This window comes from Cellulosimicrobium cellulans (genome assembly GCF_001722485.1).
GTDB lineage: Bacteria > Actinomycetota > Actinomycetes > Actinomycetales > Cellulomonadaceae > Cellulosimicrobium > Cellulosimicrobium cellulans_A.
In genome coordinates, this window is sequence record NZ_LWGL01000008.1 from 1 (window position 1) to 24,728 (window position 24,728).

Sequence of the window (24,728 nt, forward strand, 5' to 3'; positions counted from 1 at the left end):
GCGGGCGCGCTGCGCGGGATGCTGCGCCCGGAGCCCGACTGGTCCGGCCCGCTGCTCGCGACGCCCGCCGGCGCGGTCCCCGTCGACGCCGCCGCCGTGGCGCGCCAGGGCCCGGACCTCGTGCTGCTCACGGCGCTGCCGTTCGCCGTCGCGGCGCTCCTGGGCGTCGTCACGCCCGCGCTCGTGGTCGTCCAGGCGCTCGTCGTGCTCGTGGCGTGCGTCGTGGCCGCACAGCCGCCACGACGCGGCTGAGGCCGGGCCCCGGGGCGCATGTGCGTCTGCTGGTAGGATCGATGCGCCGTCTGGACGGCCGCGGACAGAGAGAGCCCGGGATATCCGACCCGGAGCGCCGCGCAACGAACCCACGAAGGAGAGCCGTGCCGCTCGACACTGCCACGAAGCAGCGCATCATCACCGAGTACGCGACCAGCGAGGGCGACACCGGCTCGCCCGAGGTCCAGATCGCGCTGCTCTCGCAGCGCATCCGGGACCTGACCGAGCACCTCAAGGAGCACAAGCACGACCACCACAGCCGTCGTGGGCTGCTCCTGCTCGTCGGCCAGCGCCGCCGTCTCCTCGGCTACCTGCAGAAGGTCGACATCAACCGCTACCGCAGCCTCATCGAGCGCCTCGGTCTGCGTCGCTGACACCACGCCGCCAGCCCGGTCCCTGCAGGGACCGGGCTGGTCTGGTGTGATGTACCCGTAAGACACCCACCGCGCCGCCGGCCCCTCGTTCGGTCCTCGGTAGTGGCCCACGGACCCGTGCCCGTCACGGACCGCCGTGGACCTCGATCGAAGACCGCCGAGCGTCGAGCGCGACCGGTGCCCGGCACGCCAGGCGTGCGGGCACGGACCGGGCCCTCGACAGGGCTACCGGGCGGCGCCCCCGAGAAAGGGAGGGAACCCGTGGAGGGTCCCGAGATCCAGTTCGCCGAGGCGACGATCGACAACGGTCGCTTCGGCACCCGCACCGTCCGGTTCGAGACCGGGCGCCTCGCGCGTCAGGCCGCCGGCTCCGTCGCCGCCTACCTCGACGACGAGACGATGCTCCTGTCGGCCACGTCGGCGGGCAAGCACCCCAAGGACCAGTTCGACTTCTTCCCCCTGACGGTGGACGTCGAGGAGCGCATGTACGCCGCGGGCCGCATCCCCGGCTCGTTCTTCCGCCGCGAGGGCCGCCCCTCGACGGACGCGATCCTCGCGTGCCGCCTCATCGACCGCCCGCTGCGCCCCCTGTTCGTCAAGGGCCTGCGCAACGAGGTCCAGGTCGTCATCACCGTCCTCGCCATCCACCCGGACGACGCGTACGACACGCTCGCGATCAACGCCGCCTCGGCGTCGACGCAGATCTCGGGCCTGCCGTTCTCCGGCCCGGTCGGCGCCGTGCGCATCGCGCTCGTCGACGGCCAGTGGGTCGCGTTCCCGAAGTACTCCGACAAGGAGCGCGCGGTCTTCGACATGGTCGTGGCCGGCCGTGTCGTGGGTGACGACGTCGCGATCGCGATGATCGAGGCCGAGGCCACCGACAACGCGTGGGGCCTCGTCAAGGACGAGGGCGCCACCGCCCCGACGGAGGAGATCGTCGCCGAGGGCATCGAGGCGGCGAAGCCGTTCATCAAGGCCCTGTGCGACGCCCAGGCGGCGCTCGCCGCGCAGTCGGCGAAGCAGGTCCAGGAGTTCCCGCTCTTCCTCGACTACCAGGACGACGCGTTCGCCGCCGTCGAGGCCGAGGTCTCGGCGGACCTGCGCGAGGCGCTCGCGATCGCCGACAAGCAGGCGCGCGAGAACCGTCTCGACGAGATCAAGAACGAGATGGTCGGCAAGCTCCAGGCGGGCTTCGACGGCCGCGAGAAGGAGCTCTCGGCGGCGTACCGCTCGCTGCAGAAGAAGCTCGTGCGCCAGCGCGTCCTCACGGACGGCGTGCGCATCGACGGCCGTGGCCTCGCGGACATCCGCACGCTCTCGGCCGAGGTCGAGGTGCTCCCGCGCGTGCACGGCTCGGCGCTGTTCGAGCGCGGCGAGACGCAGATCCTCGGAGTCACGACGCTCAACATGCTCCGCATGGAGCAGCAGATCGACTCGCTCGGTCCCGAGACGCGCAAGCGCTACATGCACAACTACAACTTCCCGCCCTACTCGACCGGTGAGACCGGCCGCGTGGGCAGCCCCAAGCGCCGCGAGATCGGCCACGGCGCGCTCGCCGAGCGCGCGCTCGTGCCGGTGCTGCCGAGCCGCGAGGAGTTCCCGTACGCGATCCGCCAGGTGTCCGAGGCCCTCGGCTCCAACGGCTCGACGTCGATGGGCTCCGTCTGCGCCTCGACGCTCTCGCTCCTCAACGCGGGCGTGCCGCTGCGCGCGCCCGTCGCGGGCATCGCGATGGGCCTCATCTCCGACACGGTGGACGGGGAGACGCGCTACGCCGCCCTCACCGACATCCTCGGGGCCGAGGACGCGTTCGGCGACATGGACTTCAAGGTCGCCGGCACGCGCGAGTTCGTCACGGCCATCCAGCTCGACACGAAGCTCGACGGCATCCCCGCGTCGGTCCTCGCCGGCGCGCTGACGCAGGCCCGCGACGCGCGCCTGACGATCCTCGACGTCATCGCCGAGGCCATCGACGTGCCCGACGAGATGTCCCCGAACGCCCCGCGCGTCATCACGGTGAAGGTCCCGGTCGACAAGATCGGCGAGGTCATCGGCCCCAAGGGCAAGATGATCAACCAGATCCAGGAGGAGACGGGCGCGGACATCTCCATCGAGGACGACGGCACCGTCTACATCGGCGCCACCGACGGCCCGTCGGCCGAGGCCGCGCGCGCCGCGATCAACGCGATCGCGAACCCGCACGTGCCCGAGGTCGGCGAGCGCTTCGTCGGCACCGTCGTCAAGACGACGTCGTTCGGCGCGTTCGTCTCGCTGTCCCCGGGCAAGGACGGTCTGCTGCACATCAGCCAGATCCGCAAGCTCGTGGGCGGCAAGCGCGTCGAGAACGTCGAGGACGTGCTGTCCGTGGGCCAGAAGGTCCAGGTCGAGATCGGCGAGATCGACCCGCGCGGCAAGCTGTCGCTGGTCGCGGTGGTCGAGGGTGGCGCGGAGGAGGCCGACGCGGCCGACGCCGTCGCGACGGAGCCGGCCGAGGCCTGACGTGACCTGGCACCTCCCGCTCGTCCCCGCCGGCGAGCCCGGTGCCGAGCTGACCGCCGGGCAGGACGGTGCGACGATCCGTCGCAGCGTCCTGCCCGGCGGGGTCCGCGTGCTCACCGAGACGATGCCGGGCCTGCGCTCGGCCACGGTGGGCGCGTGGGTCGGCGTCGGCTCCCGGGACGAGACCGACGGGCACTTCGGCTCGACCCACTTCCTCGAGCACCTGCTCTTCAAGGGCACCGCGCGCCGCTCCGCCATGGACATCGCCGAGGCGTTCGACGCCGTCGGCGGCGAGGCCAACGCCGCGACCGGCAAGGAGCACACGTGCTACTACGCGCGCGTGCTCGACACGGACCTGCCCATGGCCGTGGACGTCATCACCGACATGGTGACCTCCGCGCGCCTCGACCCCGGCGAGCTCGAGACCGAGCGCGGGGTCATCCTCGAAGAGCTCGCCATGAACGACGACGACCCGTCGGACGTCGTGCACGAGGAGTTCGCCGCCGCGGTCCTCGCCGGTCACCCGCTGGGCCGGCCGATCGGCGGCACGCCCGACACGATCAACGCCGTGCCGCGCGACGCCGTCTGGGAGCACTACCGCTGGCACTACCGCCCCGAGACGCTCGTCGTCGCGGCGGCGGGCGGCGTGGACCACGACGCGCTCGTCGACCAGGTGGCGCGCGCGCTGGCCGACGGCGGGTGGACGCTCGACGCGACCGCCGCGCCGCGCGCCCGGCGCGACCCGGACGACCCCGCGCTCGAGGGCGTCGGGGCGGACGGCGTCGAGCTGACCGTGCGCCGCGCCGTCGAGCAGGCGAACGTCATCATCGGCGGCACCGGCCTCGCGGCCACGGACGACCGCCGTTTCACGCTGTCCGTGCTCAACGCCGCCCTCGGCGGCGGCATGAGCTCGCGCCTGTTCCAGGAGATCCGCGAGAAGCGCGGGCTGGCGTACTCGACGTACTCGTTCGCGTCCGGGCACGGCGGCACCGGCACGTTCGGCCTCTACGCCGGCTGCGCGCCGTCGAAGGTCGACGAGGTCACGGCGCTGCTGCACCGCGAGCTCGACCGGCTCGCCGACGACGGCATCACGCAGGCGGAGCTCGACCGCAGCACCGGCCAGCTGGCGGGCGGGCTCGTGCTCGGGCTCGAGGACTCCGGCTCGCGCATGAGCCGGCTCGGCAAGGCGGAGCTCGTCTACGGCGAGCTCCTCAGCCTCGAGGAGTCCCTCGACGCCATCCGCTCGGTGACCGCCGACGACGTCCGCAAGCTCGCGGGCGAGCTCGCCTCCCGGCCGCGCTCGGTCGTGCGCGTCGGCCCGTTCGGCGACTGACCGCAGCCGCTCCCGACGGCCGCCTCCCCGCCGGGGAGGCGGCCGTCGTCGTCCCGGCGCGGGCACGCCCCGCACGCCCCGGCGATAGGGTGGCGCCCGTGACTCCGCACGACGACGCAGCGCCCGCCGCCCCCCGCCCCGCCTCCTCCGACCCGTCCTCGCGGTTGCGCGTCGCGGTCCTCGGCGCCGCCGGCCGCATGGGGTCGACCGTGTGCGCGGCGGTCGAGGCCGCGCCCGACCTCGAGCTCGTCGCGCGCCTGGACGCGGGCGACGAGGTGTCCGCCGCCACGCTCGGCGGCGCTGACGTCGCGGTCGACTTCACCGTGCCGGGCGCGACGGAGGCGAACGTCCACGCGCTGATCGACGCCGGCGTGCACGCCGTCGTCGGCACGACCGGCTGGACCGACGAGAGCCGTGGCCGGGTGGCCGACCACCTCGCGCGCGCGGCGGAGGAGGGGCGTCCCGGCCTCGGGGTCCTCATCGCCCCGAACTTCGGACTGTCGGCCGTGCTCGCGATGACGTTCGCCGCGAAGGCCGCGCGCTACTTCGAGTCGGCCGAGGTGATCGAGCTGCACCACCCCGACAAGGTGGACGCGCCGTCCGGCACGGCGCGGCACACGGCCGCGGCGATCGCCGCGGCCCGCGCCGACGCCGGCCTCGCCCCGGCCCCCGACGCCACCGAGTCCGGCTGGGAGGCGCGTGGCGCGGACGTCGACGGGGTGCGGGTCCACGCCGTGCGCCTGCGCGGGCTCGTCGCGCACGAGGAGATCCTCTTCGGCAACGCGGGGGAGCAGCTCGTCATCCGACAGGACTCGTTCGACCGGGTGTCGTTCATGCCGGGCGTGCTGCTCGGCGTGCGCGAGGTCGGGGCCCGCCCGGGGCTGACGGTCGGCCTCGAGAACGTCCTGGACCTCGCGTGAGCGCTGCGGACGGCGGCGACGCGCGCCCGGACGGCCCGTCCGGGGGCGGCCGTCCCTGGAAGGGCTTCGTCGGCGCGCTGCTCGTCACGGCGCTCCTCGCCCTGTACGCGTGGGCGGTCGCGGGGCGCGCGCTCGCGCTCATGGGCACGGGCGAGCCGGCGGCGGTCGGCATCGGCGCCGGTGTCCTCGTCGTCCCGCTGCTGGTGATCTGGCTCGTCGCGCGCGAGCTGCGGCTCGCGACGACCGTCCAGCGCATGGCCGACGAGCTCGCGGCGTCGGGCCGCCTCCCTGCGGACGACCTGCCGCGCTCGCCGGGCGGCCGCATCGACCGGGCCGCCGCCGACGCCGCGTTCGGTCCCTACCGCGACGCGGTCGAGGCGGACCCGCAGCGCTGGGAGGCGTGGTACCACCTCGCGTTCGCGTACGACGCCGCGCGGGACCGGCGGCGCGCGCGCGAGGCGCTGCGCCGGGCCGCGGCGCTGTACCGATCCTCCCGCCGCCGGGCCTGACGGGTCAGATCTGCGCGACCCACCGGTGCTCGACGACGTCGCGCACCCCGGTGGCGAGCGTGCGGGTCCGGCCGTCCGGGCCGAGACCCGCACCGCCCAGGAAGGCCTCGCGCGCGACGTCGCCGTCGAGCACCCACGTGGCGACCTCCTCCGCGCCGTCGCGGCGCAGCCGGTCGACGGCGGCGGCCAGCAGCCGCGACCCGTGGCCTCCGCGCTGGTGGCGGGGCTCCACCTCGAGCGCGACGATCTGACCGGGCGCGACCGCGGCGAACCCCACGACGTCGGCCCCCGCGCACGCGACGAGCACGCCGAAGCCCGGACCGGGCGGCGAGGAGATCGCGGCGGCCCACTGCTCCCGCATCCGGACGCCGTCGAGCGCGTCGAGCACCTCGGCACCGAGCACGTCGTCGTGCGCGGCGCGCCACGCGCGGACCTGGATCGCGGTCATCGCGACGTCGTCGCCCGGGACGGCGGGGCGGACCGAGACGTCGGCGGTCTCGCGGAAGAGGCTCACGCCGCCCACCCTACGCGCGGCGCGGTGCCGGATGCCGCCCCGGGCGGGCGTCCCGGTCAGCCCCAGCCGAGCGCGCGCAGACCGGCGGCGGTGACCGCGGCGAGCAGCACGACGACGACGAACGGCGCCCGCAGCGCGAGGGCGACCGCCGCGACGGCGACCGCGGGCAGGCGCGCGTCCAGGGAGAGCTCGCGGCCGTCGCCGAGCGCACCTGGCGCGTCGCGCGGCGGCCCGAGCCCCCGCGGCTCACGCGCTACGCGCTGAGCCATCTCGCGGCCGAGCGCACGTACGACCTCGCCGTCCTGCGCGACGTGCTCGGCGTCGACCCGGCCCCGACGTCGTTCGCCGGTGCGGAGACGTGGTGACGCACCGCCGTCCAGGCGGCGAGTGAGGCGGCTCTGCTCGAACGATGCGGCCCTGCACGCATCACTCGAGCGGAGACGCGTCACTCGAGCCGAGGCGAACCTCTCACCGCGACGGCCGACCGGAGCTTCGTCGCGTCGCGGCGAGCGGCGCCGTCGGGCAGGGTGGGACGAGACCCCCTGACCCGAGAGGCGACCGGATGGCCCTGCACGCACCGACCGACGACGACGCACCCCGCGGCGGCTGGCCCGGCGCCGCGGCTCCCGAGGAGGCGCCGTGGTGGACGCGCGCCGTCGTGTACCAGATCTACCCGCGATCGTTCCAGGACTCCGACGGCGACGGGATCGGCGACCTGCCGGGCGTCCTGCGACGCCTCGACCACCTCGCCGAGCTCGGCGTCGACGTCGTGTGGCTGTCGCCGGTGTACCGGTCGCCGCAGGCGGACAACGGGTACGACATCAGCGACTACCAGGACGTCGACCCGTTGTTCGGCTCGCTCGACGACCTCGACGCGCTGGTCGCAGGCCTGCACGAGCGGGGCATGAAGCTCGTCATGGACCTCGTCGTCAACCACACGAGCGACGAGCACCCGTGGTTCCGCGACAGCAGGGCGAGCAGGACCTCGGACAAGCGCGACTGGTACTGGTGGCGCCCCGCCCGCGCCGGCATGGAGCCCGGCACCCCGGGCGCCGAGCCGACGAACTGGCGCTCGTTCTTCGGCGGCAGCGCCTGGGCGTTCGACGAGGCGAGCGGCGAGTACTACCTGCACCTGTTCGACACCAAGCAGCCCGACCTCAACTGGGAGAACCCCGAGGTGCGGGGCGCGGTGCACGCCATGATGCGGTGGTGGCTCGACCGGGGCGTCGACGGCTTCCGCATGGACGTCATCAACCTGATCTCCAAGGCGGTCGCGGACGACGGGTCGCTGCCCGACGGCGAGGTGCACTACGGCGTGCTCGGCGACGGCAGCCCCTACTACACCGACGGCCCTCGCGTGCACGAGTACCTCGCGGAGATGCACCACGAGGTCTTCGCGCCGTACCTCGCGCAGGGGCGCGAGATCCTCACCGTCGGCGAGACGCCGGGCGTGACGGTCGAGCACGGTCGCCTCTACACCGACCCCGCACGCCGTGAGGTCGACATGGTGTTCCAGTTCGAGCACATGGGCGTCGACCACGGTGCGTCCAAGTGGGACCCCGTCCCGATGCGCCTCACCGACCTCAAGGCGACGTTCGGCCGTTGGCAGGCCGGGCTCGCGGAGGCCGGCTGGAACTCGCTGTACTGGGACAACCACGACCAGCCGCGCGTCGTCTCCCGCTTCGGCGACGACTCGCCCGAGCACCGCGTCGCGTCCGCGAAGGCGCTCGCGCTGCTCCTGCACCTGCACCGCGGCACGCCGTACGTCTACCAGGGCGAGGAGCTCGGGATGACGAACGCGCACTTCACCAGCGTCGAGCAGTACCAGGACGTCGAGTCGCTCGGGCACTACCGGGAGATGGTGGAGCACGGTGTCGCGACGCCCGACCAGATGCTCGCGGCGCTCGCGGCGATGGGCCGCGACAACGCCCGCACGCCCGTGCAGTGGGACGCGAGCGAGCACGCGGGCTTCACCACCGGCACGCCGTGGCTCGAGGTCAACCCGAACCACGTCGAGGTCAACGCCGAGGCGGCGTGGGCGGACACCGACTCCGTCCTGCACTTCTACCGGCGCCTGCACGCCCTGCGGCACGACGTCCCGGTCGTCGCGCTCGGCGACTTCCGCATGCTCGTGCCCGACCACGAGGCGGTCTACGCGTTCACGCGCGCGCTCGACGCGCCGTCGGAGGACGGCGCACCCGGGGAGCGCGACGAGCTGCTCGTGCTGGTCAACGTGGGCGGTGAGCCCCAGGACGTGCCCGGCGACGTGCTCGACGGGTGGGCAGAGTCGTCCGTGCTCCTCGCGACGCACCCCGTGCCCGACGACGCGGGCGCGTCCGACCTCGGCGGTCGCCTGCGGCCGTGGGAGGGCGTGGTGCTCCGCCGGCGCCGGACGCTGCCTCCTCGGTAGAGCGCAGGTCATGTCTTGGCCGCGTGTGCTTCCGCGGAGCACCATGCGTCCCCTATGCTCCTCGCAGCCGACGGCACGGTCGGGCGACGAGGCCACGAGGTGGCGCGCGAGGGGGCACAGGTGCACGGTGCGACGGACGTCCCGGCGGTGGAGACGCGTGCGCTGCGCAAGACGTACCGGACGGTCCGAGGGCGCTCCGTGGGCGTCGAGGGGCTCGACCTCGTGGTCCCCGTGGGCGGCGTCCACGGCTTCCTCGGCCCCAACGGGTCGGGCAAGACCACGACGATCCGGATGCTGCTCGGGCTCGTGCGCCCGGACTCCGGCGAGGCGCGGATCTTCGGGCACGAGGTGCCGCGGCACCTGCCCGACGTCGTCGGGCGGGTCGGCGCGATCGTCGAGTCCCCGAAGTTCTTCCCCGCGTTCAGCGCGCGCCGCAACCTCGACCTGCTCGCCGGGGCGATCGGCGCGCCCCCGGGCCGGGTGGGAGAGGTGCTGGCGGAGGTCGGGCTCGCCGAGCGCGCCCGCGACCGCTACAGGGGCTTCTCGCTGGGGATGAAGCAGCGGCTCGCCGTCGCGGCCACGCTGCTCAAGGACCCCGACCTGCTGATCTTCGACGAGCCGACCAACGGGCTCGACCCCGCCGGCATCCGCGAGATCCGGGACACGATGCGCAGCCTCGCCGACCACGGCAGGACGGTGCTCGTGAGCAGCCACATCCTCGCGGAGGTCGAGCAGGTCGCGGACACCGTGTCGATCGTCGCGCGCGGACGGCTCATCGCGAGCGGGCGCGTCGAGGACCTCATCGGCTCCGGCGCACGATCTGTCCGCGTCGGCGTGCACGACCCGGACCGGGCCGCCGCCGTGCTGAGCGCCGCCGGGCACGGCGTGCGCCGGGACGGGCGGCACCTGCTCGTCGACGGCGTCGCGGAACCGGCGCAGATCACGCGCGCCCTCGCGCAGCACGACCTGTGGGTCGACGAGCTCGTCCCCGTCCAGGCCGGGCTGGAGGCCGTCTTCCTCGAGCTCACCGCGAAGGACGCCGCGGCCGGGTCGCGCCACGATCGTCGTCTCCGGGCCGAGGAGGTGACCGCGTGAGCCGCCTGCTGCGCGTCGAGCTGCGCCGCCTCGCCGCCCGGCGCCTCGTCCGCTGGGCGGTGGCCGGGACGATCGCGCTCGCGCTGGTGACCGTGGCGCTCGCCTGGGTCGTCGGCCTGCCGACGTCGGACGCGGAGCGCGCGCAGGCGCAGCGTTCGTACGAGTCCGTGCTCGAGGACTGGGAGCGCAACGGCGACCGGTACGTGGCCGACTGCGAGCGCGAGGAGGAGCGGGCCCAGGAGACAGAGCCTGGCGCGGACTTCGGCTGCGACGACATGGAGCCGCAGCTCGACCAGTTCCTGGCGCCCGTGCCGACGTTCGAGGGCGACGCGGAATCCTGGCCGGTGCCGGGGTCGACGACCGTCGCGCAGCTCGCGCCGCTCCTGCTCCTCCTCGCGCTCGTGGTCGGCGTCTCCTTCCTCACCGCCGAGATCTCGACCGGCGCGATCGGCCTGTGGCTGACGTTCGAGCCGCGCCGGCAGCGCGTCTACTGGTCGAAGGCCCTCGCCGCCGCGGTCGGCGTGCTGCCCGTCGTCGCCGTCGCGTACGTGCTCATGGCCGGTGGGGCGTACGGGGCGTACGCGCTCAACGGACGGCTCGGTCCGGTCACCGCCGACACGTGGGCAGAGCTCGCGGGAGTCGGCGGGCGTGTGCTCGTCGCGGCCGCCCTCGTCGCCGCCGCGGGCGCCGCGCTGGGGGCCCTGCTCCGCAACGCCGCCGGCGCGGTCGGCCTCGTCGTGGTGTGGGTCCTCGTGGTGGAGAACGTCGTCACCATGGCGCTGCAGGAGTCTCAGCGCTGGCTCGTGCGGACGAACCTCACCGCGTGGGTGCAGGGCGGCACGACGGTCTGGACCCAGGAGTGCACGACCGACGCCACCGGGATGATGACGTGCCAGGGGGTGGAGCAGACGGTCTCGCAGGCCCAGGGCGGTCTGTTCCTCGCGGCCGTGGTGGCGGTGCTGTCGGCGCTCGCGGTGCTCGTCTTCCGTCGGCGCGACGTGTCCTGACCCACGCCGCGCGCAGCGCGCGTGCGGGGGAGCCGCGCGACGACCGCCCGGTCGCAGCCCGTCCCATCCCGTGAGACGGCCGCCTCGACACGTGACATCGTCGGAGGGTCGGCGTAGAGTCCCATGCCGTGCAGACGATCCTTCTCGTAGTACTTCCTGAGCGCGCCGGCTGAGGCCACGCACACAGGCTTCGTCAGCGCGCTCACCCCTCGTCCAGCCCGTATCCCGGGTCCGAGGGGTTTTTTGTTGCCACCACAACCGCACAGCACGGCGCGACCGGCCCACCACGGCCCCGCGACTGCCGTCCCCGCGAGACCCGCGGGCACCGGCACAGCACGCGCGAGCAGCACGACCGCACCACGACGGTCGGCTCCGGCACCGGCGGAGCGCCCCACGGGGCGCCCGCCGGGCCGAGGCCACGACACGCAGGAGACACCATGGCCCAGGGTCACACCCCGGCACCCGCGCGACCGGACGCCCCCGCGCCGGCCACGGCGCCGAAGCCCGCCCCGACACCGGCGTCCGTCGCGCCCCGGACCGACGCGCGCCGCGCGCAGGTCCTCCCCGCCGCGACCGCCGGCGAGGAGATGACCGGCGCGCAGTCGATCGTCCGCTCGCTCGAGGAGGTCGGCGCCGAGGTCGTCTTCGGCATCCCGGGCGGGGCGATCCTGCCGACGTACGACCCGCTCATGGACTCCCGGCGCCTGCGCCACATCCTCGTGCGCCACGAGCAGGGCGGCGGGCACGCGGCCCAGGGGTACGCGCACGCGACCGGCAAGGTCGGCGTGACCATGGCGACGTCGGGCCCGGGCGCGACGAACCTCGTCACGCCCATCGCCGACGCGAACATGGACTCCATCCCGCTCGTCGCGATCACCGGCCAGGTCGCCGCGGGCGCCATCGGCACGGACGCCTTCCAGGAGGCGGACATCGTCGGCATGACCCTGCCGATCACCAAGCACAACTTCCTCGTCACCGACCCGGACGAGATCCCGCGCACCATCGCCGAGGCGTTCCACATCGCGTCGACGGGCCGCCCGGGGCCGGTGCTCGTCGACATCGCGAAGTCCGCCATGCAGTCACGGACGACGTTCTCCTGGCCGCAGGACGTCCGCCTGCCCGGCTACCACCCGGTCACGAAGCCGCACAGCAAGCAGATCCGCGAGGCCGCGCGCCTCCTGGCCACGTCCCGGCGGCCGGTGCTGTACGTGGGCGGCGGCGTCATCCGCGCGGACGCGTCGGCGGAGCTGCGTCGCCTGGTGGACCTGTCCGGCGCGGCCGTCGTCACGACCCTCATGGCCCGTGGCGCGGTTCCCGACACCCACCCGCAGAACCTCGGGATGCCCGGCATGCACGGGACCGTGCCCGCCGTCGCGGCGCTGCAGAAGGCCGACCTCGTCGTGTCGCTCGGTGCGCGCTTCGACGACCGCGTCACCGGCAAGCTCTCGAGCTTCGCGCCGCACGCGGCGATCGTGCACGCCGACATCGACCCCGCCGAGATCGGCAAGAACCGCGACGTGGACGTCCCCATCGTGGGCGACCTCAAGGAGGTCCTCGCCGACCTCGTGCCCGAGCTGGAGCGCGAGCACGCCGCGCACGGCAAGCCGGACGTCGAGGCGTGGTGGCGCCAGATCGACGACTGGCGCGAGACCTACCCGCTCGGCTACACCGAGCCGGACGACGGCCACCTCGCGCCGCAGTACGTCATCTCGCGGCTCGGTGAGATCGCCGGCCCGGACACGATCTACACCGCGGGCGTCGGCCAGCACCAGATGTGGGCCGCGCAGTTCATCCGGTACGAGCACCCGCGCACGTGGATCAACTCGGGCGGCCTCGGCACGATGGGCTTCTCGATCCCCGCCGCGATGGGCGCGAAGGTCGGACGCCCGGACGCGACCGTGTGGGCGATCGACGGCGACGGCTGCTTCCAGATGACCAACCAGGAGCTCGCCACCTGCACGATCAACGAGATCCCCATCAAGGTCGCGCTGATCAACAACAGCTCGCTCGGCATGGTGCGCCAGTGGCAGACCCTGTTCTACGACATGCGCTACTCCAACACCGACCTGCACACCGGTCACGGCACCCGGCGCGTGCCCGACTTCGTGAAGCTGGCCGACGCGTACGGGTGCGAGGGCATCCGCGTCGAGTCGGCGGGCGAGGTCGACGCGGCGATCAAGCGCGCGATGGAGATCGACGACCGCCCCGTCGTCGTCGACTTCACCGTCTCGCGCGACGCCATGGTGTGGCCGATGGTCGCCGCCGGCGTGAGCAACGACGACATCCAGTACGCGCGGGGCATCTCGCCCGCGTGGGACCGCGAAGACTGAGACCGGGGAGAGACCCAGCCATGTCCCGTCACACCCTCTCGGTGCTCGTCGAGAACAAGCCCGGCGTGCTCACGCGCGTCGCCGGCCTCTTCGCGCGCCGCGCGTTCAACATCCACTCGCTCGCGGTCGGCCCGACCGAGCACGAGGAGATCTCGCGCATCACCGTCGTGGTCGACGTCGAGGAGCGGCCGCTCGAGCAGGTGACGAAGCAGCTCAACAAGCTCGTCAACGTCATCAAGATCGTCGAGCTCGACGCGGGCGCGTCCGTGCAGCGCGAGCTCATGCTCGTCAAGGTGCGCGCCGACGGCGCCAACCGCACCGGCGTGCTCGAGGTCGTCAACCTCTTCCGCGCGAAGGTCGTCGACGTCGTCCCCGACGCCGTGACGATCGAGGCGACGGGCACCGGCGAGAAGCTCGACGCGCTGCTCGGCGCGCTCGAGCCGTACGGCGTCCGCGAGATCGTCAAGTCCGGGGCCGTCGCCGTCGGGCGCGGCGCCCGCTCCATCACCGACCGAGCGCTGGAACGCGTCGTCCGCCCCGCCTGACCATCGCCTACCCTCGCAACCGGACCCGCACGGGCGCCGGGCGAGGGCGGCACCACCGCACGTCCCACGCACCGCACACGACCAACCGAGGAGACCCACCGTGGCTGAGCTGTTCTACGACGACGACGCCGACCTGTCCATCATCCAGAGCAAGAAGGTCGCGGTCGTCGGCTACGGGAGCCAGGGGCACGCGCACGCGCTGAACCTGCGCGACTCCGGCGTCGAGGTCGTCGTCGCCCTGCGCGAGGGCTCGAAGTCCGCCGCCAAGGCGCAGGACGAGGGCTTCGAGGTCAAGTCCGTCGCCGACGCGGCGGCCTGGGCGGACCTCATCATGATCCTCGCCCCGGACCAGCACCAGCGGACGATCTACGACGACGACATCAAGCCGCACCTCGCCGAGGGCAAGACGCTCGCCTTCGCGCACGGCTTCAACATCCGCTTCGGCTACATCGAGGCCCCCGAGGGCGTCGACGTCATCCTCGTGGCGCCCAAGGCCCCGGGCCACACCGTGCGCCGCGAGTTCGTCGCGGGCCGCGGCATCCCCGACATCATCGCGGTCGAGAAGGACGCGTCCGGCCAGGCCTGGGACGTCGCCCTGTCCTACGCGAAGGCGATCGGCGGCACGCGCGCGGGCGTCATCAAGACGACGTTCACCGAGGAGACCGAGACCGACCTCTTCGGCGAGCAGGCCGTCCTGTGCGGCGGTGTGTCGCAGCTCGTCCAGTACGGCTTCGAGACCCTCACCGAGGCCGGCTACCAGCCGGAGATCGCCTACTTCGAGGTGCTCCACGAGCTCAAGCTCATCGTCGACCTCATGTGGGAGGGCGGCATCGCCAAGCAGCGCTGGTCCGTCTCCGACACGGCCGAGTACGGCGACTACGTCTCCGGCCCGCGCGTCATCGACCCGCGCGTCAAGGACAACATGAAGGCCGTCCTCGCGGACATCCAGTCCGGTGCCTTCGCCAAGCGCTTCATCGACGACCAGGACGCCGGCGCGCCCGAGTTCCAGAAGCTGCGCGAGCAGGCCGCCCAGCACCCGATCGAGAAGGTCGGCAAGGACCTGCGGTCGCTGTTCGCGTGGAAGCAGCAGGACGAGGACTACACCGAGGGCAGCGCCGCTCGCTGAGCCATCGCTGAACCGTCCGTGCTCACCTCGACGGGGTGGGTGACGCGTGCTGCGCGGTCTACCATCCGCGCCTCGTGCCTCGGCGCTCCCGCCAGGCCCGACCACGACCGCGCAGCACGCGTCACCCACCCCTCGTGCGTCTCGCCCCTGGGCGCGGGACCGGCCGCCGTTCCCCGGCGTCGGGCGATCGCGCCACGGGCGGGGCGACACACGGCGGACGAACGTGCCGGGACCGGGCAACTCGCCCGCCGGTGGGGGAGGATGCCTGCATGACGGCAGCACAGGGGGACGCGATGGCGGGGCGTGAGGACGAGGGCGCGGCGGCGCCCGCGTCGGTCGGCGGCACGGACGAGCAGGCGCGGGCGATCCTCGCGTTCTGGGAGGCCGCGCGCCCGAGCGCCGGGATCGGGCGGGTCGGCGTGGTGATCGGCGCCGGGGCTCGCGAAAGCCTGCCCCCGCCGGCGTGGTCCTTCGGCGACAACCCGCGGCTGGCGGACACGTTGCTCGCCGCCGTGCTGTCGGGCGCCAAGACGGCGACGTCGTCGTCGCTGTGGGAGTACGACGACGAGACGCCGGTGCCCGAGAAGGGCGAGCTGTCGATCGTGCTCGACGGCGCGGGGAACCCGCGGGCGCTGATCCGCACCACCTCGGTCGAGATCGTCCCGTTCGGCGACGTCGGCGCGGAGTTCGCGCTGGCGGAGGGCGAGGGCGACACGACCGGGGACGAGTGGCGCGAGGGACACCGCGGGTACTTCGCCCGCGTGCTCGACCGCGAGATCGGCGACGACATGCCCGTCGTGTGCGAGCGGTTCGAGCTGCGCTACCCGCGCTGACCGGGGGCATCTCGTCCGAGAGGTGAGACCGCCGTCCCGGCACGTGGTTGGCGGGCGTAGGGTCGGCGGCATGACGCGCACCATCGACCTGGCGGTCGTCGCCGGGGACGGCATCGGGACCGAGGTCGTCGAGCAGGGCCTGGCCGTGCTCGAGGCCGTCGTGGCGGGCTCGGACGTCAAGGTCACGACGACGCCGTTCGACCTGGGCGCGCGCCGCTGGCACGCGACGGGGGAGACCCTGACGGACGCGGACCTCGAGGCGATCCGCGGGCACGACGCGATCCTGCTGGGCGCGATCGGCGACCCGAGCGTCCCCTCGGGCGTCCTCGAGCGCGGCCTGCTGCTCAAGCTCCGCTTCGCGCTCGACCACTACGTGAACCTGCGCCCCGGCAAGCTGTACCCGGGCGTCACGTCCCCGCTCGCGAACCCGGGCGAGATCGACTTCGTCGTCGTGCGCGAGGGCACCGAGGGCCCGTACGTCGGCAACGGCGGCGCGCTGCGCACCGGCACGCCGCACGAGATCGCGACCGAGGTGTCGGTCAACACCGCGTTCGGCGTCGAGCGCGTCGTGCGCGACGCGTTCGCCCGTGCCCAGGCGCGCCCGCGCAAGCACCTCACGCTCGTGCACAAGCACAACGTCCTCGTGCACGCCGGCCACCTGTGGCGCCGCACCGTCGAGGCCGTGAACGCGGAGTTCCCCGACGTCACGACGGACTACCTGCACGTGGACGCCGCGACGATCTTCCTCACGACGAACCCGTCGCGCTTCGACGTCATCGTCACGGACAACCTGTTCGGCGACATCCTCACGGACCAGGCGGCCGCGATCACCGGCGGCATCGGCCTGGCCGCGTCGGCGAACATCAACCCGGACCGCACCGCGCCGTCGATGTTCGAGCCGGTCCACGGCTCGGCGCCCGACATCGCGGGCCAGGGCAAGGCCGACCCGACGGCGACCGTGCTGTCCGTCGCCCTGCTGCTCGACCACCTGGGCCTGGCCGACGAGGCACGCCGCGTCGAGGCCGCCGTCGCTGCCGACCTCGTCGAGCGGGAAAGCCGAGTACGCTCGACGGCCGAGGTGGGCCGCGAGCTCGCCGCTCGCGTCGCCGGCTGACCGCGCCGGTCACCCGTGACCGCCGCCCGCGCCTCGTGCCGGGCGGGACGGTCCTCGCCTCGGTCGTCGTCCCCCGGACCGGAACCCCTTCGTTTCGACCCGGTGACGCCGTGCCGCGCCGTGCTGCCCTCCCCGGGCCTGCCGGACGTGGAAAACTAGGCGGAGACCACCCGGGTCACCAGGTGAAAGGCCTCAAGATGAGCACCCCGCTTGCAGCGCAGCACGAGCCGTCCTCCTCGACGGAGGACCTCATCGCCCTGTTCGACGTCCGCCGCTCGGACACGCCGCGTCCCGTGGAGGAGCGCGAGGCCGCGATCGCGGCGCCGAAGTTCGGCACCGTCTTCACGGACCACATGGCGCGGATCAGCTGGAACTCGACCGACGGGTGGACCGACCGTCGTATCGAGAAGTACGGCCCGCTCCAGCTCGACCCGGCGACCGCCGTCCTGCACTACGCGCAGGAGATCTTCGAGGGCATGAAGGCGTACCGGCACGCCGACGGGTCCGTGTGGACCTTCCGTCCCGAGGCGAACGCCGAGCGCTTCGCGCGCTCCGCGCACCGCCTCGCCCTGCCGGCGCTCCCCGTCGCCGACTTCGTCGCCTCGATCACGGCGCTCGTGCGCACGGACGTCGACTGGGTGCCCTCGGGGGAGGAGGCGAGCCTGTACCTGCGCCCCTTCATGTACGCGTCGGAGGCGTTCCTCGGCGTGCGGCCGTCGCTCGAGGCGGAGTACCTCGTCATCGCCTCGCCCGTCGGCCCGTACTTCTCCGGCGGCGTGAAGCCGGTGTCGATCTGGGTCGACCGCGAGTACAGCCGCGCCGGCGCGGGCGGCACGGGCGCGGCCAAGTGCGGCGGCAACTACGCCTCGAGCCTCCTGCCCCAGATGGTGGCGCAGCAGCACGGGTGCGAGCAGGTGTGCTTCCTCGACTCGGCGACGCGCACGCACCTCGAGGAGCTCGGCGGCATGAACGTGTTCGTCGTGCGCGCCGACGGCTCCGTCGAGACGCCCGAGCTCACCGGCTCGATCCTCGAAGGCGTCACGCGGTCGTCGATCATCCAGCTGCTCACCGACCGCGGGCACGAGGTCGTCGAGCGCCGTATCCCGCTCGACGAGCTCCTGGACGGCATCCGCGACGGCTCGGTGACCGAGGTCTTCGCGTGCGGCACGGCCGCCGTCATCACGCCGATCGGCCGGCTCGCGGGCTCGGACTTCGACGTGACCATCGCCGACGGCGGCGCCGGGCAGCTCACCATGGCCGTCCGCACGGAGCTCACGGACATCCAGACCGGCCGGTCCGCGGACCGGCACGGCTGGCTGCGCCGCCTCGCCTGAGCCCGCGCGCCGGTCAGACGGCGGGGCGCCGCACGATCGTGCGCCCCGCCACCCCGGCGAGCAGCGACCAGACCGCGACGCCGATGAGCAGGTTCACGACGCCGGACAGCGCCGCCGCGGTCAGGTCGCTCGTCCAGGCGAACGGCAGCACCGCGATCACGACGATGACGAGCGCCATGATCCAGCCGAAGAACGCCCGCGGGCGCGGGGTGCTGAGGATGAGCAGGTGCAGCAGCCCGGCGGCCAGCAGGGCGAGGATGGCGCCGTCGATCGCGTAGGCCGCCTGCTGCGACCCGGTCGCGAAGAGGTCCGGCGGGGGCACGAGGGCGACCTGGAAGATCCGCTCGAACACGAGCACGGCGATGAGCCCGATGAGGGCGGCGACGAGGGCGGTCGCGGCGGCGCCCGCCCAGAACCGTCCCGCCTCGACCGTGAGCCGCGGGTCGGACGCGCTGGCCTCGCGCTGCGGCGCGGGGAAGTCGCCGCGCGTGTCCGCGGACGGCGGGACGGACGGCGGAGGTCCGTAGGCGCCGCCGGCGGGCTGCGCGGGCGGCTGTCCGTACGGCCTGGTGTCGCGCTGCGGGTCGTAGCCGGTGGGGTCGCTCATGGTCACTCCCTCGGTCGGTCCGGTCGCTGCGTGCGTGCGGCGCGCCGGCCGGACGGCTGCCCACTGGGTGGACGCCGCGACCGGCGTGCCGGGACCTGTGGCACCATGTGCTCTGTGACACACGTCTCACCGCTCATTATCGAGTAGCGCGTCCGGAAGCACTCGTCGGACGCGCAGACCTCCCGCACCCCGGGGGGTCTTTTTGTTGCCGGGCACCACCCGAGCCCGGCGCGCGGCTCCACCCCAGCGATCGGCAGGAAGAGGCACCATGACCTCGCAGACGACCCCCGTGACGACTCCGCGGGTCTTCCACGTCTACGACACGACCCTGCGCGACGGCGCGCAGCAGGAGGGCATGAACCTCTCCGTCGCCGACAAGCTCGCGATCGCGCCGCTGCTCGACGAGCTGGGCGTCGGGTTCGTCGAGGGCGGGTGGCCGGGTGCGGTCCCGAAGGACACCGAGTTCTTCCGCCGCGCCGCGAAGGAGCTGACGCTGCGCCACGCGGTCCTCGCCGCGTTCGGGGCGACGCGCAAGGCCGGCGTGCGCGCGTTCGACGACCCCCAGGTGCGCGCCCTGCTCGACTCCGAGGCGCCCGTCGTCACGCTCGTCGCCAAGTCCGACGTCCGCCACGTCGAGCGCGCGCTGCGCACGACGCCCGACGAGGGTCTCGCGATGATCACCGACACGGTGTCGTTCCTCGTCGCGGAGGGCCGCCGCGTCGTCGTCGACGCGGAGCACTTCTTCGACGGCTACCGGTACGACGCCGCGTTCACGCGCGCCGCGGTGACGGCCGCGTTCGAGGCCGGTGCCGAGGTCGTCGCGCTGTGCGACACCAACGGCGGCATGCTGCCCACGTGGGTCGCGGAGACCGTCACCGAGCTGCGCGACGCGATCGGCCTCCCGCACGGGAAAGACGCGCTGCCGGGCGACCCGCTGCTCGGCATGCACGCGCACAACGACTCCGGCTGCGCCGTCGCCAACACGCTCGCCGCCGTCGAGGCAGGCGCGGCGCACGTGCAGGGCACGGTCAACGGGTACGGCGAGCGCACCGGCAACGTCGACCTCCTCACGGTCGTCGCCAACCTCGAGCTCAAGCACGGCCTGCGCACGCTCGCCGGGGAAGGGCTGGAGGACGCGACGCGCATCGCGCACGCGGTCAGCGAGATCACGAACATCTCGCCGTACGCCCGCCAGCCCTACGTCGGCGCCAGCGCGTTCGCGCACAAGGCCGGCCTGCACGCGAGCGCCATCAAGGTCGACCCGGACCTGTACCAGCACATCGACCCGACGACGGTCGGCAACGACATCCGCATGCTGATCTCCGACATGGCCGGCCGCGCGTCCATCGAGCTCAAGGGCCGCGAGCTGGGGTTCGACCTCGCAGGCCAGGGCGAGCTGCTCACGCGCGTGACGAACCGCGTGAAGGACGACGAGGCGCGCGGCTACACGTACGAGGCGGCCGACGCGTCGTTCGAGCTGCTGCTGCGCGAGGAGATCGCGGGGGAGCGGCCGGGATACTTCCGCGTCGAGAGCTGGCGGACCATCGTCGAGCGCGCGGGTGGCCGGGGGACCGAGGCCAAGGCCGAGGCGACCGTCAAGCTCCACGCGGGCGGCGAGCGCATCGTCACGACCGGCGAGGGCAACGGACCGGTCAACGCCCTCGACCAGGCGTTGCGCCTCGCGCTCACGCGCGTGTACCCGGAGATCGAGGCGTACGAGCTCATCGACTTCAAGGTCCGCATCCTCGACACCGAGCAGGGCACCGACGCGATCACTCGCGTGCTCATCGAGACCACGGACGGTGCGTCGTCGTGGTCGACCGTCGGCGTCGGGCCGAACCTCATCGAGGCGGCGTGGGAGGCATTGACGGACTCCGCGATCTTCGGGCTCGTGCACGCGGGGGTCGAGCCGCGCTGAGCGGGGTCGGCACCGTGCGGCGTCGGGCTTAGGCTGGGCGGGTGCGCGGTGAGTACAAGGTCCCCGGTGGCAAGCTCGTGGCGGTCGACGTCGAGGTGGAGGCCGGGCGGCTCGCCCGCGTCGCGCTGAGCGGCGACTTCTTCCTCGAGCCCGACGACGCGCTCGAGGACATCGACCGCGCCCTGACGGGCATGCCCGAGACGGCGACGGTCGCCCAGCTGGCCGACGCCGTCCGCCGGTCGCTCGACGACGGCGTGTCGATGATCGGGTTCTCGCCCGACGCCGTCGCGATCGCCGTGCGACGCGCGCTCGGCCGGGCGACGGGCTGGGACGACCACGAGTTCGAGATCGTGCACGAGGGGCCGGAGTCGCCGGCGATGCACCTCGCGCTGGACCAGGTGCTCACCGAGGAGCTCGACGCCGGGCACCGCCGCCCGACGCTGCGCATCTGGGAGTGGGGCGCGCCGGCCGTGATTATCGGGTCGTTCCAGTCGCTGCGCAACGAGGTCGACGCCGAGGGCGCCGAGCGGCACGGCGTGACGGTCGTGCGCCGCATCTCCGGCGGCGGTGCGATGTTCGTCGAGCCGGGCAACACGATCACGTACTCGCTGTACGTGCCGGGCTCGCTCGTCGAAGGGCTGAGCTTCGAGCGGTCGTACGCGTTCCTCGACGACTGGGTGCTCGGCGCGCTCGCCGACGTCGGGGTCGAGGCCACGTACAAGCCGCTCAACGACATCGCGTCGCCTGCGGGCAAGATCGCCGGCGCCGCGCAGAAGCGCCTGCGCGGGGGAGCGGTGCTCCACCACGTGACGATGGCGTACGACATCGACGCGGCGAAGATGACCGAAGTGCTGCGCATCGGCCGCGAGAAGCTGTCCGACAAGGGCACGACGAGCGCGAACAAGCGCGTCGACCCGGTGCGGTCGCAGACGGGCATGGCGCGCGAGGACGTCATCGAGGCGTTCAAGGCGCACTTCCGCTCGCGCTACCGCACCGTCGAGGGCAAGGTCACGCCGGAGGAGCGGGAGCGGGCCGAGGAGCTCGCCCGCACGAAGTTCTCGAGCCCGGAGTGGACCGCGCGCGTCCCCTGACCGGGCGCGGCTACGCGCCGGTGCCGAGCTCGACCACGACCTTGACGTCGTCGGGACGGGCCTGCAGCGCGTCGTGCACGTCGTCGAGGCCGACGCGGCGCGTGACGAGGCCGCTCAGCCAATCCCGGTCCGCGGCCGCGAGCGCCTCGGTGGCACCGCGGTAGTGGTCGACGTTGGCGTTCACCGAGCCGACGACCACGTCGTTCTCGAGCACGAGGTCGCGGTTGAGCGCCCCGGCGTCGACCTGGACGCCGCGCCCGGCCGCGGAGACGCCCGTGAGGCACGTGACGCCGTAGTGCGAGGTGCGGGACATGGCGTCGATGACGACCTGGCGTGCGCCCGTGGCCTCGACCACCACGTCGGGCACGAGCTCGTCCATGACCTCGCCGGACGGGCGTGCGTGGTAGGTCGCGCCGAGCCGGCGCACGAGGTCGGGCTTGGGCCCGTCCTCGACGAGGTCGAGCACGTGCACGTCGAGGCCGCGCTGGACGCCGATCATCGCGGCGAGCAGGCCGATCGGTCCGGCGCCCGTGACGAGCACGCGCTCCGGCTCGAACCACGCCCTGCTCCCGACGGCGTCGATCTGCGCCCAGGCCTTGACGACGACGCTCGTCGGCTCGACGAGCACGCCGAGGTCGCCGAGGGCGGGGTCGACGCGGACGGCGTAGTCCCGCTCGACGGTCCAGCGCTCGCTGCCGTAGCCGTGGCGACCGACGATGCCGCGCTCGGTGTAGAGGCCGTTGCGGCACATGTCGAACTGCCCGCGGGCGCAGGCGCCGCACGGGGCCGGGTCGGGGCGGCGCACGACGCCGACGACGAGGTCGCCGGCGGAGAAGTCGCTGCCCTCGGGCGCCTCGAGCACGCGGCCCAGCGACTCGTGCCCGAGCACGAGGCGGTCCTCGCCGTCCGGTGCCCGGCCGTGCTCGCCGGCGACGATCTCGCGGTCGGTGCCGCACACGCCCATGACGAGGCCCTCGACGAGGAGCTCGTCCGGTCCGGGCTCGGGCTCGGGCAGGTCCTGCACCGCGAGCGACCCGGCGTCGCCCTGGACCAGCGTCAGCGCTCTCATCGTCCGCTCCTGTCCGTGTCGAGGGTGAGGGCAGCGTTCACGAGCCCCACGTGGCTGAACGCCTGCGGCACGTTGCCGAGCTGGCGGCCGGCGCGCGTGTCGTACTCCTCGGCGAGGAGGCCGAGGTCGTTGCGCAGGGACAGCAGGCGCTCGAAGAGGGCCACCGCCTCGTCGCGCCGCCCGATGCCCGCGAGCGCCTCGACGAGCCAGAACGTGCAGATGAGGAACGCGCCCTCGTCGCCGGGCAGCCCGTCGACGCGGCCGTCGGCCGACGTGTCGTACCGCAGCAGCAGACCGTCGACGCCCAGCTCGCGTTGCACGCTCTCCACGGTCCCGACGACGCGCGGGTCGGACCACGGGAGGAAGCCGACGCGCGGGACGAGCAGGAGCGCGGCGTCGACCCCGCGCGACCCGTAGAACTGCGTGAACGTGTTGCGGTCGGCGTCGTACCCGTGGGCGAGGACGTCGGCGTGGATGGTGTCGCGCAGCTCGCGCCACCGGTCGACCGGGCCGTCGAGGCCGTGGTCGGTCACGGCACGGACCGCGCGGTCGACGCCGGCCCACGCGAGGACGCGCGAGTGGACGAACGCGCGCGGCTCGCCGCGGATCTCCCACAGCCCGTTGTCGAGGTCGGTCCAGTGCCCCTCGAGGTAGTCGAGGAGGGCGCGCTGGAGCTCCCACCCGTCCTCGGTCGGGGCGATCCCGGCCTGGCGTCCGAGGTGCGACGAGTCGAGCACCTCGCCCCACACGTCGAGCTGGTGCTGGTCGTAGGCGCCGTTGCCGATGCGGACCGGCGCGGACCCCTCGTACCCGGGCAACCAGTCGATCGTCTGCTCGGGCAGGCGTCGCCAGCCGTCGAGCGCGTACATGATCTGCAGGTCGGACGGGTCGCCGGCTGCGGCGCGCAGCAGCCAGTCGCGCCAGCGCCGTGCCTCGCGCAGGTAGCCGGTCGCGACGAGCGCCTGGAGCGTGAACGTCGCGTCGCGCAGCCAGGAGAACCGGTAGTCCCAGTTCCGCACGCCGCCGATCTCCTCCGGCAGGGAGGTCGTCGCGGCGGCGAGGATCCCGCCCGTCGGCTCGTACGTCAGCCCCTTGAGCGTGACGAGGGAGCGCGTGACGGCGTCGCCCCACGTGCCCGCGTAGGTGGACCGCCCGCTCCACGTCTCCCAGAACTCGAGCGTCCTCGCGAGCGCCTCCTGCGCGTCGACGGGTTCGGGCAGCGGGTCGTGGGACGGGTGGTGCTGGAGGACGAACGGCACCGGGGTCCCCGGGACGGCGTCGAAGCGGGCGCGGAACGTGCCGTCCTCGGCGGTCACCGGGACGGGAGTGCGCAGCACGACCGCGTCGGGGCCGGCGACCGCGGTCACGTGCGGCTCCGTCGTCGTCCACGGCCGGACGCCGCCGTAGTCGAACCGCACGCGCAGGTCCATCTCGACCGGCACGCGGCCGCCGCGCGCCTCGACGACGCGGACGAGATCCGGCACCCGGTCCCGCGGCGGCATGAAGTCCGTGACGGTGAGCTCGCCCTCGGGGGTGCTCCAGGTGGACTCGAGGACGAGCGTGTCGCCGACGTACCGCCGCGAGGTGCAGGGGCCGCCCGAAGCCGGCGCGATCCTCCAGCGGCCGTGCTCCGGCTCGCCCAGCAGCGCGGCGAAGCACGCGGGGGAGTCGAAGCGCGGCAGGCACGTCCAGTCGACGGAGCCGTCCCGCCCGACGAGCGCCGCGGTCTCGAGGTCGCCGACGATCCCGTAGTCCTCGATCCGTCCCGCCATGCGCGCGTGGGCCTCCTCCGTCGTCGTCCGGGCGTCCGTCCCGAGTATTCGTGCC

The 24,728-nt window shown here is 73.5% G+C and carries 20 protein-coding genes and 2 pseudogenes; 17 read left to right on the forward strand and 5 right to left on the reverse strand.

Annotated elements, in window-relative coordinates:
• From JZ5iCDA_RS18695 to JZ5iCDA_RS02000, 6 genes and pseudogenes are all read left to right on the forward strand, one after another.
• A pseudogene (locus JZ5iCDA_RS18695) lies at positions 1-252 on the forward strand (DUF6297 family protein); the annotation flags it as partial.
• 125 nt (positions 253-377) lie between these two features.
• Positions 378-647 carry a 30S ribosomal protein S15 gene (rpsO, locus tag JZ5iCDA_RS01980; RefSeq protein ID WP_069385593.1) on the forward strand — a complete coding sequence of 90 codons (270 nt, stop codon included), beginning with the start codon at positions 378-380 and terminating at the stop codon, positions 645-647.
• Positions 648-908: 261 nt separating this feature from the next.
• Positions 909-3,146 (forward strand): polyribonucleotide nucleotidyltransferase, encoded by a 2,238-nt coding sequence (locus tag JZ5iCDA_RS01985; RefSeq protein WP_069385594.1) that lies wholly within the window; start codon positions 909-911, stop codon positions 3,144-3,146.
• Between the two features lies 1 nt (position 3,147).
• Complete coding sequence (locus tag JZ5iCDA_RS01990) at positions 3,148-4,479, forward strand: M16 family metallopeptidase (RefSeq protein WP_069385595.1); 1,332 nt, start codon at positions 3,148-3,150, stop codon at positions 4,477-4,479.
• Positions 4,480-4,643: 164 nt separating this feature from the next.
• Positions 4,644-5,399 (forward strand): 4-hydroxy-tetrahydrodipicolinate reductase, encoded by a 756-nt coding sequence (dapB, locus tag JZ5iCDA_RS01995; protein ID WP_290438794.1) that lies wholly within the window; start codon positions 4,644-4,646, stop codon positions 5,397-5,399.
• Positions 5,396-5,908: a hypothetical protein gene (locus tag JZ5iCDA_RS02000; protein ID WP_083259551.1), complete on the forward strand. Its 513-nt coding sequence runs from the start codon at positions 5,396-5,398 to the stop codon at positions 5,906-5,908. The genes dapB and JZ5iCDA_RS02000 overlap by 4 nt, the downstream gene beginning before the upstream one ends.
• A 4-nt stretch (positions 5,909-5,912) precedes the next feature.
• On the opposite strand, the gene JZ5iCDA_RS02005 is transcribed toward JZ5iCDA_RS02000, so the two are convergent.
• Both JZ5iCDA_RS02005 and JZ5iCDA_RS02010 read right to left on the reverse strand, forming a co-directional pair.
• Entirely contained in the window at positions 5,913-6,422 is a 510-nt protein-coding gene (locus tag JZ5iCDA_RS02005; protein ID WP_069385622.1) for a GNAT family N-acetyltransferase, read from the reverse strand.
• A gap of 56 nt (positions 6,423-6,478) precedes the next feature.
• Positions 6,479-6,610: pseudogene (locus tag JZ5iCDA_RS02010) on the reverse strand (AzlD domain-containing protein); the annotation flags it as partial.
• A gap of 374 nt (positions 6,611-6,984) precedes the next feature.
• Between JZ5iCDA_RS02010 and JZ5iCDA_RS02015 the strand changes: the two are divergent.
• The 9 genes from JZ5iCDA_RS02015 (at position 6,985) to JZ5iCDA_RS02055 (ending at position 18,216) form a co-directional block, all read left to right on the forward strand.
• Complete coding sequence (locus JZ5iCDA_RS02015) at positions 6,985-8,832, forward strand: alpha-glucosidase (protein WP_083259552.1); 1,848 nt, start codon at positions 6,985-6,987, stop codon at positions 8,830-8,832.
• Positions 8,833-8,886: 54 nt separating this feature from the next.
• Positions 8,887-9,927, forward strand: coding sequence for an ABC transporter ATP-binding protein (locus tag JZ5iCDA_RS02020; RefSeq protein WP_083259553.1), 1,041 nt, complete (start codon positions 8,887-8,889; stop codon positions 9,925-9,927).
• Positions 9,924-10,934 (forward strand): ABC transporter permease subunit, encoded by a 1,011-nt coding sequence (locus JZ5iCDA_RS02025; protein WP_069385596.1) that lies wholly within the window; start codon positions 9,924-9,926, stop codon positions 10,932-10,934. Before JZ5iCDA_RS02020 ends, JZ5iCDA_RS02025 begins: the two co-directional genes overlap by 4 nt.
• A gap of 437 nt (positions 10,935-11,371) precedes the next feature.
• A complete protein-coding gene (locus JZ5iCDA_RS02030; protein WP_069385597.1) occupies positions 11,372-13,264 on the forward strand; it encodes an acetolactate synthase large subunit in 1,893 nt (630 codons plus the stop codon).
• A gap of 20 nt (positions 13,265-13,284) precedes the next feature.
• Positions 13,285-13,809 carry an acetolactate synthase small subunit gene (gene ilvN / locus JZ5iCDA_RS02035; protein WP_069385598.1) on the forward strand — a complete coding sequence of 175 codons (525 nt, stop codon included), beginning with the start codon at positions 13,285-13,287 and terminating at the stop codon, positions 13,807-13,809.
• Positions 13,810-13,909: 100 nt separating this feature from the next.
• Positions 13,910-14,935 carry a ketol-acid reductoisomerase gene (gene ilvC, locus JZ5iCDA_RS02040; RefSeq protein WP_069385599.1) on the forward strand — a complete coding sequence of 342 codons (1,026 nt, stop codon included), beginning with the start codon at positions 13,910-13,912 and terminating at the stop codon, positions 14,933-14,935.
• 269 nt (positions 14,936-15,204) lie between these two features.
• The gene (locus JZ5iCDA_RS02045) at positions 15,205-15,768 is read left to right on the forward strand and encodes an ASCH domain-containing protein (RefSeq protein WP_253181913.1); all 564 of its coding nucleotides are present in this window, start codon (positions 15,205-15,207) and stop codon (positions 15,766-15,768) included.
• 70 nt (positions 15,769-15,838) lie between these two features.
• Positions 15,839-16,882: a 3-isopropylmalate dehydrogenase gene (locus tag JZ5iCDA_RS02050; RefSeq protein WP_069385600.1), complete on the forward strand. Its 1,044-nt coding sequence runs from the start codon at positions 15,839-15,841 to the stop codon at positions 16,880-16,882.
• A gap of 197 nt (positions 16,883-17,079) precedes the next feature.
• Positions 17,080-18,216, forward strand: coding sequence for a branched-chain amino acid aminotransferase (locus tag JZ5iCDA_RS02055; RefSeq protein WP_069385626.1), 1,137 nt, complete (start codon positions 17,080-17,082; stop codon positions 18,214-18,216).
• Positions 18,217-18,229: 13 nt separating this feature from the next.
• Here the strand turns inward: JZ5iCDA_RS02055 and JZ5iCDA_RS02060 are convergent, their stop codons facing one another.
• Complete coding sequence (locus JZ5iCDA_RS02060) at positions 18,230-18,823, reverse strand: hypothetical protein (RefSeq protein WP_069385627.1); 594 nt, start codon at positions 18,821-18,823, stop codon at positions 18,230-18,232.
• 268 nt (positions 18,824-19,091) lie between these two features.
• On the opposite strand from JZ5iCDA_RS02060, the gene cimA reads away from it, so the two are divergent.
• Both cimA and JZ5iCDA_RS02070 read left to right on the forward strand, forming a co-directional pair.
• Complete coding sequence (gene cimA / locus JZ5iCDA_RS02065; protein WP_069385601.1) at positions 19,092-20,741, forward strand: citramalate synthase; 1,650 nt, start codon at positions 19,092-19,094, stop codon at positions 20,739-20,741.
• A gap of 41 nt (positions 20,742-20,782) precedes the next feature.
• On the forward strand, positions 20,783-21,832 hold the full coding sequence (locus JZ5iCDA_RS02070) for a lipoate--protein ligase family protein (RefSeq protein ID WP_069385602.1): 1,050 nt from the start codon (positions 20,783-20,785) through the stop codon (positions 21,830-21,832).
• 10 nt (positions 21,833-21,842) lie between these two features.
• Here JZ5iCDA_RS02070 and JZ5iCDA_RS02075 read toward each other — a convergent pair whose 3' ends face one another.
• Both JZ5iCDA_RS02075 and JZ5iCDA_RS02080 read right to left on the reverse strand, forming a co-directional pair.
• Positions 21,843-22,901 carry a glucose 1-dehydrogenase gene (locus JZ5iCDA_RS02075; protein WP_069385603.1) on the reverse strand — a complete coding sequence of 353 codons (1,059 nt, stop codon included), beginning with the start codon at positions 22,899-22,901 and terminating at the stop codon, positions 21,843-21,845.
• Positions 22,898-24,673, reverse strand: a complete 1,776-nt coding sequence (locus tag JZ5iCDA_RS02080; RefSeq protein WP_069385604.1) for a glycoside hydrolase family 15 protein — start codon at positions 24,671-24,673, stop codon at positions 22,898-22,900. The genes JZ5iCDA_RS02075 and JZ5iCDA_RS02080 overlap by 4 nt, the downstream gene beginning before the upstream one ends.
• Between the last annotated feature and the right edge of the window lie 55 nt (positions 24,674-24,728).

Bases quoted from the DNA above. Each gene is read 5' to 3' on its own strand.
- JZ5iCDA_RS02015 (WP_083259552.1), top strand. From the start codon at position 6,985: ATGGCCCTGCACGCACCGACCGACGACGACGCACCCCGCGGCGGCTGG.
- JZ5iCDA_RS02020 (WP_083259553.1), top strand. From the start codon at position 8,887: ATGCTCCTCGCAGCCGACGGCACGGTCGGGCGACGAGGCCACGAGGTG.
- JZ5iCDA_RS02030 (WP_069385597.1), top strand. From the start codon at position 11,372: ATGGCCCAGGGTCACACCCCGGCACCCGCGCGACCGGACGCCCCCGCG.
- ilvN (WP_069385598.1), top strand. From the start codon at position 13,285: ATGTCCCGTCACACCCTCTCGGTGCTCGTCGAGAACAAGCCCGGCGTG.
- JZ5iCDA_RS02045 (WP_253181913.1), top strand. From the start codon at position 15,205: ATGACGGCAGCACAGGGGGACGCGATGGCGGGGCGTGAGGACGAGGGC.
- JZ5iCDA_RS02050 (WP_069385600.1), top strand. From the start codon at position 15,839: ATGACGCGCACCATCGACCTGGCGGTCGTCGCCGGGGACGGCATCGGG.
- JZ5iCDA_RS02055 (WP_069385626.1), top strand. From the start codon at position 17,080: ATGAGCACCCCGCTTGCAGCGCAGCACGAGCCGTCCTCCTCGACGGAG.
- JZ5iCDA_RS02060 (WP_069385627.1), bottom strand. From the start codon at position 18,823: ATGAGCGACCCCACCGGCTACGACCCGCAGCGCGACACCAGGCCGTAC.
- cimA (WP_069385601.1), top strand. From the start codon at position 19,092: ATGACCTCGCAGACGACCCCCGTGACGACTCCGCGGGTCTTCCACGTC.
- JZ5iCDA_RS02075 (WP_069385603.1), bottom strand. From the start codon at position 22,901: ATGAGAGCGCTGACGCTGGTCCAGGGCGACGCCGGGTCGCTCGCGGTG.
- JZ5iCDA_RS02080 (WP_069385604.1), bottom strand. From the start codon at position 24,673: ATGGCGGGACGGATCGAGGACTACGGGATCGTCGGCGACCTCGAGACC.